Annotated in this window: 12 protein-coding genes; 8 read left to right on the forward strand and 4 right to left on the reverse strand. The window is 38.1% G+C overall.

Annotation, left to right across the window (positions count from 1 at the left end; genetic code table 11):
• Positions 1–649: TolC family protein (locus tag DSM106972_RS44165; RefSeq protein WP_148129275.1), on the forward strand; the 649-nt coding region annotated here is incomplete at its 5' end.
• 35 nt (positions 650–684) lie between these two features.
• Here the strand turns inward: DSM106972_RS44165 and DSM106972_RS44170 are convergent.
• The 3 genes from DSM106972_RS44170 to DSM106972_RS44180 are packed head-to-tail and all read right to left on the reverse strand — an operon-like array spanning position 685 to position 1,653.
• On the reverse strand, positions 685–894 hold the full coding sequence (locus DSM106972_RS44170; protein ID WP_233787536.1) for a glutathione S-transferase family protein: 210 nt from the start codon (positions 892–894) through the stop codon (positions 685–687).
• A gap of 29 nt (positions 895–923) precedes the next feature.
• Complete coding sequence (locus DSM106972_RS44175; protein ID WP_127086666.1) at positions 924–1,310, reverse strand: hypothetical protein; 387 nt, start codon at positions 1,308–1,310, stop codon at positions 924–926.
• Positions 1,311–1,335: 25 nt separating this feature from the next.
• Entirely contained in the window at positions 1,336–1,653 is a 318-nt protein-coding gene (locus DSM106972_RS44180; protein ID WP_158632976.1) for a class I SAM-dependent methyltransferase, read from the reverse strand.
• Between the two features lie 164 nt (positions 1,654–1,817).
• Here DSM106972_RS44180 and DSM106972_RS44185 point away from each other — a divergent pair, with 164 nt between their 5' ends.
• Positions 1,818–2,306, forward strand: a complete 489-nt coding sequence (locus DSM106972_RS44185; protein ID WP_127086668.1) for a hypothetical protein — start codon at positions 1,818–1,820, stop codon at positions 2,304–2,306.
• A gap of 67 nt (positions 2,307–2,373) precedes the next feature.
• Here DSM106972_RS44185 and DSM106972_RS44190 read toward each other — a convergent pair whose 3' ends face one another.
• On the reverse strand, positions 2,374–2,889 hold the full coding sequence (locus tag DSM106972_RS44190; RefSeq protein WP_127086669.1) for a MarR family winged helix-turn-helix transcriptional regulator: 516 nt from the start codon (positions 2,887–2,889) through the stop codon (positions 2,374–2,376).
• A gap of 129 nt (positions 2,890–3,018) precedes the next feature.
• Here DSM106972_RS44190 and DSM106972_RS44195 point away from each other — a divergent pair, with 129 nt between their 5' ends.
• From DSM106972_RS44195 to DSM106972_RS44220, 6 genes are all read left to right on the forward strand, one after another.
• Positions 3,019–3,522, forward strand: coding sequence for a hypothetical protein (locus tag DSM106972_RS44195; protein ID WP_127086670.1), 504 nt, complete (start codon positions 3,019–3,021; stop codon positions 3,520–3,522).
• Between the two features lie 42 nt (positions 3,523–3,564).
• Positions 3,565–4,032: an iron uptake porin gene (locus DSM106972_RS54405; RefSeq protein WP_233787543.1), complete on the forward strand. Its 468-nt coding sequence runs from the start codon at positions 3,565–3,567 to the stop codon at positions 4,030–4,032.
• Positions 4,001–5,164: a carbohydrate porin gene (locus DSM106972_RS44200; protein WP_233787648.1), complete on the forward strand. Its 1,164-nt coding sequence runs from the start codon at positions 4,001–4,003 to the stop codon at positions 5,162–5,164. The genes DSM106972_RS54405 and DSM106972_RS44200 overlap by 32 nt, the downstream gene beginning before the upstream one ends.
• 83 nt (positions 5,165–5,247) lie before the next feature.
• The gene (locus DSM106972_RS44205; protein WP_127086671.1) at positions 5,248–5,862 is read left to right on the forward strand and encodes a hypothetical protein; all 615 of its coding nucleotides are present in this window, start codon (positions 5,248–5,250) and stop codon (positions 5,860–5,862) included.
• 420 nt (positions 5,863–6,282) lie between these two features.
• Positions 6,283–6,810, forward strand: a complete 528-nt coding sequence (locus tag DSM106972_RS44215) for a Crp/Fnr family transcriptional regulator (protein ID WP_127086672.1) — start codon at positions 6,283–6,285, stop codon at positions 6,808–6,810.
• A gap of 105 nt (positions 6,811–6,915) precedes the next feature.
• On the forward strand, positions 6,916–7,398 hold a 483-nt coding region (locus DSM106972_RS44220), incomplete at its 3' end, for a Coq4 family protein (RefSeq protein ID WP_233787965.1).

Consider the following 7,398-nt stretch of genomic DNA (forward strand, 5'->3'; position numbering starts at 1 on the left):
AAACTTACTAAATTTATCACAATCATTGAATATTAGTGCATCAGACCCTGTTAAATTAGCCGGAGTTTGGAATCAAACTGTTGAAGAGACGATTATTTTAGCTTTTCAAAATCGCCCCGAATTACCTAAATTTATAGCACAACGCAACATCAGCATTCAAAGAAGGCGCCAAGCATTATCTCAATTAGAACCACAAATTAGTTTAGTTGCAAGTTACAGCTTACTTGACCAATTTAACGATAATAACAGCGTTACTGATGGTTATTCGCTCGGTGTACAAGCTTCTTTAAACCTATTTGATGGAGGCGCCGCAAGAGCAAGAGCAGCACAAGAGAAAGCTAACATTACCATTGCTGAAGGAAATTTTGCAAAACAACGTGAGCAAATTCGTTTCGATGTCGAACAACAATATACTCAATTACAATCTAATTTGACTAATATTCAAACAACAGATTTGGCGTTACAGCAAGCGAAAGAGGCTTTGCGACTAGCAAGGTTGAGATTTCAAGCTGGGGTTGGTACTCAAACTGATGTTATTGCAGCAGAAAATGACTTGACGCGCGCCGAAAGCGATAGAGTAACTGCAATTTTAAATTACAACCGCGCATTTGCTTTCTTACAACGTGCTATTACCGCGCGTGTCCGCTAGTTAAAACTGGTACTGGATACTGAGCGTCTAAATAATCAAGAATTGCGCTCATATTCTATGACTGTAAAATTTTTATCAACCAAAACGGGAACATGATTAAAGGGACTAATTGCCAAAAAATCGGGTTGAACCTGGTCTCCGTCTAGTTTCATCGATACTAGTTCAAAGTCACACCCTTTTTCTATCAATGTAATCCACACTGGACGAGAATATATAGATAGAGAGGTGTAATAAAGTTTCAGCATTAAAAATCCTTCTTATTGCTTTCTATTGCTTAGTATGTTTTTTTTACACAGCTTACAAAAAGAATGGTTGGAACAACGCGACATCCGGGAACGCGCTCTATGGCTGCCTGTGTCGCTTCTGGTTCGTATAGCTGTTTAATCTCAAAACCTGTTCCAATCAAAGTGTTGATGTAAGTACATAACTTTCGATGATTGGCGCCTAGCATACCCCGGATTCGATTTGAATTCGCTGACTGCCAAAACCCTTCTGTGAAGTACTCTGTTACTTCCAAGCTTACTTTTCCAGTTGCATCAGTACGCCATTGACTATGAGGAGATTCAAAACAGGGATGGGTAATGGCAAACCCAAACCAGCCATCAGGACGAAGTATCCTATATACTGCACGGCATAATGCTTCTAAATTAGGAATATCCATCAACGCCAAATAAGAAGTGGCGCCATCAAAAGTACAATCCCGCGCGCTGCGCTAACGTTTGGGCATCGTCAAGGAAGTATTGGATACCAAGTGGAACCTGTTGTTCTTCTCGTTGTGCAATTGCAATTAGTTGGGAAGAAATATCAACACCCACGACTCGCGCCTTTTTTTGAGCCAATGCTCTAGCAACACGTCCCTGCCCACAGGCGACATCGCATATTAACTGATTATCCACGGCGCCGATAAAATCAAGGAAGGTCGATACGGTAGCATTGTCAACAGAGGTTTCATCACGTACCCAAGTGTCGTACCAGTTAGCAATCGAATCATATGTTGCTTGCATGTGTGTCTCCTCGCATAAACCGCAATTACACAACAGAAGTATAATGATAATCAAACCACACAACATTAAACTTTTGACAGATAAGCTTCAAACTACTCCCATAATTAGTAATGATCAGGACTGTGCCAAAAGTTAATACTCACTTAAATTAATGAGGGTTTTCTATGTATCCGATAACAATAGATGTTGATTCCTCTTTAAAAATTCAATCTGTTCAGGAATTATATGCAGAAGATTTGTATTTATTAATCAATGATAATTATGAGCGTTTAAAAATTTATTTGCCAGATGTTTTAATAATTAATTATTTTGATTCTGCGCTTGAACATATTCGGCATTGTCAAAATTTGGCTTTAAAAAATGAACTGTTGGAATTCTATATATTTTTTAACAACAAACTTTGTGGTGCAATGCGCCTTAACTTAAGTTTTCACAAGGCGTTAAAGCAATGTGGATTTATGATGAAAGTGACATTAGCGTTATCAACGAATAAGAAGTTGAGCCAACCCTATGAAGGTCAATACTATATATTATTTAAATATATTAACGATAGTTCATCACCTCTGAGTCGGTATAAATTTCAGCTAAATCATCTAAATCTGTCAACGCGAGTTGGCGTAACCACAAACGACGAGTTTCCATCTGAGTCATAGTTTACAATACCTTCGCCAAAATAAAAGGGGTTTCTGTAATATAGTTATGGCAATTGAAATAATACCATCACGTAGCGCTTGTAAAATCTGGATTTGATAAAGCAGGGGCGCCAGCTTGCACCTTATTTAATAACTTAATTAAAGTTTTCTTTTCTGCTGGTGTGAGATTTGCCATTAATCCTGTGGTGCGGCAGAAATGGTCAGGTAATACTTTGGCAACTAACTGTTTTCCTTTTTCTGTTAGACGGATAATTAACCTGCGACGGTCGTTAGGGTGTGCCTCACGTTTAACTAGTTCCTCTCGCTCAAGTCCATCTAAAAGCCCAGTAATAGTAGCACGGGTTACACCAACGCGGTCAGCAAACTCTGAAGGCGTAAGCCCTTCGGGGGCAACGTACAATTGCATTAGTAATGTAAATTTTCCGATTGAAAGACCATAACGAGCGAAGTGGATATCAAAAGCTGCATACACTTCGGATGTTGCATCGAGAAATGTCAAACAAGCTTCCACGGAACTCACATCTAGTTCAGGATACTGGCTCTTTAGGTCATCAATAGCTTGACGGTTGGGAATAGTTCGCATAGAGATATGTTTATGGACAGTTCCCTTATTATAAGCCGCCTAACTATATTTACTTTCCTCACAAGGCATGACAGAATATAGTTAGCTGCCTAACTATTAGGCGGCTAACGTATTCAGGGAGTTATAGCTATGAAATTGAAAGTCCACCAGAAAAATTGGTTATTGAGCTTCCACATTACTTCTGCAAGTCTTTGGTTTGGGACTGCTTTCTGCTCTCTTGCTCTGGCTGTTTACTATCAAAACTGGGCAAACGGTAACGAACTCTATGCAATCAATGCTGCACGTAATTTAATGGGTGAGTTCATTATTGTCCCTTCAGCAGTATCATCTTTGGTTTCAGGGTTACTACTGTGCAACTTCACTGTTTGGGGATTTTTCAAGCACTACTGGGTAATGGCAAAGCAGATTTTAACTATGATGCTCATTGTCATTGGCTCAGTTTGGCTTGGTCCTTTGACAAAACAAGCTACTTCTATTTCTGCAATTGAGCGCTTACAGGTGTTGCAAAATCCTACCTATGTTTCCATTCGTGATGCGGTTATTGTTGTCGGCGCCATTCAAACGCTTGTACTTGTCATAATCATCATCATCTCAGTATTGAAACCTTGGGGACGGCGTAAAACATCCCCGTAACTATCCTTTACACGAAAATAGTTCTTTAGGAATGCGGGCATCATGTTAAACTGCACTTTCTCTAATAAGAAATCAATAACTTGTATCATCACTTTGGGAGTTGGTTCTTTAGTTTGTTTGCTATATGCTCAATATCCAGCAAAAGCTGACGAAATTTTGAGTGAAATAGAGGTGTTGTCGGCGCCTTCGATGGGTCAAATCACGTCGGTAAGTCAACTTTCTGATGTCCAACCTACTGATTGGGCATTTACAGCATTACAATCCTTAGTTGAACGTTACGATTGTGTTGCTGAATATTCAGACAAAACTTTCCGTGGTAATCGTGCAATTAGTCGTTACGAGTTTGCTGCTGGTCTAAACGCTTGTTTAAACCACATTAATCAACTAATCTCATCAACAGCATCGGATAGCATCAAAACAGAAGAACTTACAATACTGAAAAAGCTAACTGAGGAATTTAGCACTCTCTCTTGCTATCCTGCAACAACGAGTAGACGCTTTAGAAGTTAGTACTGCAACGTCGGAATCACAGCAATTTTCTACAACTACTAAGCTCCAGGGACAAGTTATTATGTCTGTCAACGCAGGTTGGTTTGACAGTGAACGAATTATTGATTCTAATGGTAGAGAGCTAGCTAATACAAATCCAAATCCAACAGTAATATACAGAGCAGGAGTTGATTTAAATACCAGCTTCCACGGAACAGACTTATTGAAAATTCGGGTTGAGACTGGTAGCGGTGGCGCCTTGGACAATGCCGGTGGAGTTCTAGAACCAAATTTCGGCAGTTCCTTAGATTATTCAGTCAAGCCACCTGTGAATCGTGACATGGTAATTGGAAGGTTATATTACACCTTTAAACCAAGTACCGATTTTATCGTTTCTATTGGCCCAGATATACGCGCGACTGATTACGTAGACCGTAACAGTTATGCAAATCGTAGTTTCTTAGATTTTAGTACTCAGCCATTGGTAAATAACTTTATTCTGTTTCCTGTTAGTGGTCCTGCTGCTGGAGCAGCAATTGACTGGAAACCAGGACAAGGAGCATTTACAATACGAGGTGTATATGCTGCTACTGATGCAGCAAACCCAGGTAATACTGGTCGAATTACTGGCACCAGTACTTTTGCGCGTTTACTATATCCCAACCCAGGTGGAGACCGTGGTTTATTTGGCGATAGTTACCAAGGAACTGTAGAAATAGAATATTCTCCCACCAGGAATTTTGCTTTGCGTCTACAGTACAGCCAAGGAGAAGTATTTAACAATCGCTTTGATGTAGTTGGCGCCAATATTGAACTGAGCTTGGGTAAACAGCTTGGTGTTTTTGGTAGATATGGTTACGGTCGCTTTGAGAATACAGCATTTGGGAATATAGAACCAAATTACTGGATGGCAGGAGTTTCTCTGCGGGATTTATTTCAAACTGGCGCCATTTTCGGGGTAGCAGTTGGTCAGCCATTTATTGATAGCAATATTGGCAATGCAACTCAAACGAGTTTAGAAGCTTTTTACAATTACCCGTTGAGCCAAAATATTCGCATTACGCCATCAGTTCAAGTTATCACTAATGCAGGAAACCAAGATAGTAATGGCGATATTGTAACCAGCACACTTCGCACAGTATTTTTCTTTTAGTCAGACAAGCTGTAATAAAAATTGTGCAATAGCTAAATATTTTTTGTTTAGATTGCTGAAAACATAAAAGAGGAGTTATACCAATGATAAAAATCAACTGTTTATTTATTCAATTCATCATTGCAATATTACCCACTACTGCAATTACTTTTGAAAAAGATTATAAAGTTTTAGCTGAAACACCTGTTTCTTTGATAGCTAAAAACCACAATTTGGTTCAAGCTAGCCAAATACAACCAATATCTCAAGCTAATACAAATGAACAAAATACGCATTATAAGCAAAGCTATATAGGAATTGGTGCTAATTTTGGTATCAGTGGAGATACTACAGGTATAACGGATACTAATTTTACGATTCTTGGTAAAACAGCATTCACAGAAAATTTTGCATTATATGATGCAACAACAATATTCGGTGACAGTACAGCTACTAGTGCTTTGGCTCTAACAGGTTCAATTCCCATTAAAAATAGTGCAGGACAAGTAATTGCTTCACCGTTTATAGGTGGTGGCGCACTAATTAGAGTTACTAGTAAATTTCAATTAGACCCTTTACTAGCAGGAGGTGTAGATATTCCAATATCTCAAAATATAACGGCAACAGTTAGGGTAAATGTAGGTTTTATTGGAAATGAAACTGATGCCGGATTATTAATTGGAGTTGGCTATAATTACACAGGAATTTTTGGTAAATAAGTTCTTGACTTTTTGGCAATAATATATTTATGTGCTTATATCTCTATTCCGTGGCATTACTTGCAAATCTTTTAGACGCTGTAAAAATTATTATGATAATTTAGCGAGATTCGGCGCCTGGATATTACGGCAAGCGCTTGCCGTGTCCAAGTGCGACTATAAAACGGTGATTAATGAGGCAATCGCTAGATAATTTTAAGCGGGGCATTACTCCTGTAATCCATTAAAATTAATTTACGGAATCTGTAGAAATAGTTGATTGAATAATTGACTCAAGAGCTGCTTCAATGCGCTGCCAACCAGCAGGTGAACTGAAATCTACCCCCATAAACGTATTACTTACTTTGGTACGTAGTATTAAATAGACAACTCCTGCAATTAAAATAGCGCTGATTGCAGGAATATCTTTATCTTCAGGAAATGGAGCTATGCAAAGGTTCTGTTTTGCTGGAACCAGGTACAGTTTGTAATAATTTATATTTTTTAGTTGAGGGAGTTGCCAGAGAAATTTGGTATCAAGAAAATAAAGAAGTAACATCTTGGTTTAGCTTTGAGGGAGAATTTTTTACGGCATCTAGTTTTTTCTCACAAAAAGCTACTTCAGAAAGTATTGTTTTAGTAAGCGATAGCAAGCTGCTGTATATAAGCCATACAAGCTTATACGACTTATATGATTATGATAGTGACCCCATCTGGAACAAAATAGGAAGGTTAATGATGGAACACTACTTTATACAGTTAGAAGAACATTTTGTATTGCGTCACTCACAATCAGCAGCAGAACGTTATAGCGAATTACTACAAAAATTTCCGCAAATTTTGGATAAGGTCAGTCTTAAAGATATCGCATCATATTTAGGAATAACGCAAGAAACTCTCAGTCGTATTCGGACGAAATATGAGAAACGAAAGCTTTTAAGTGCTTTGTCCGCATCCAGACTCAGGTAAATTTTATTTTTTACAAATTTGATTTAGATCAAAAAAAGTATCTTTACTCATCAGCATCACTCAATCTACGATACAAATTGTAGTTGAGAGATTTGTTATAGGCAAATGTGTAGTACGCAAGTATTCTCTGTATCATCACCACAAAAAGGTGAAATGTATCTTGAGTTCGAGAATTATAAAGATGCTTTAGAAACTAATGCAGTACTTTATTTTCTGACTCTACAGGCAAACTTTAGGAATGTAGATGCTGCTTCATATGCTTTTGAAAAGTTAACCAAAGTTTTGATTAAGATGCCAGCTTTTGAGTTAGCTGTAAACAAAATGAAATCTAACCCAGAACAGGCAGCTATTATTAAACAGCGTTATATGGCACCGCATTATAATTTAGAAGTGCTAAAAGAATACCCAAAAGATTCTTTGGGTTATACCTATGCTGCTTACATCATAGAAAAAGGTTTGAACCCAGATTTTTATTCGCATATTAAAATCAATTCAGATGCTAGCTATATAGAAGCGCGTCTGGGGCAAACACATGATATTTGGCATCTGATTACAGGTTACGGAACAACAATAATAGATGAAATTGCA

The organism is Dulcicalothrix desertica PCC 7102, assembly GCF_003991905.1.
GTDB lineage: Bacteria > Cyanobacteriota > Cyanobacteriia > Cyanobacteriales > Nostocaceae > Dulcicalothrix > Dulcicalothrix desertica.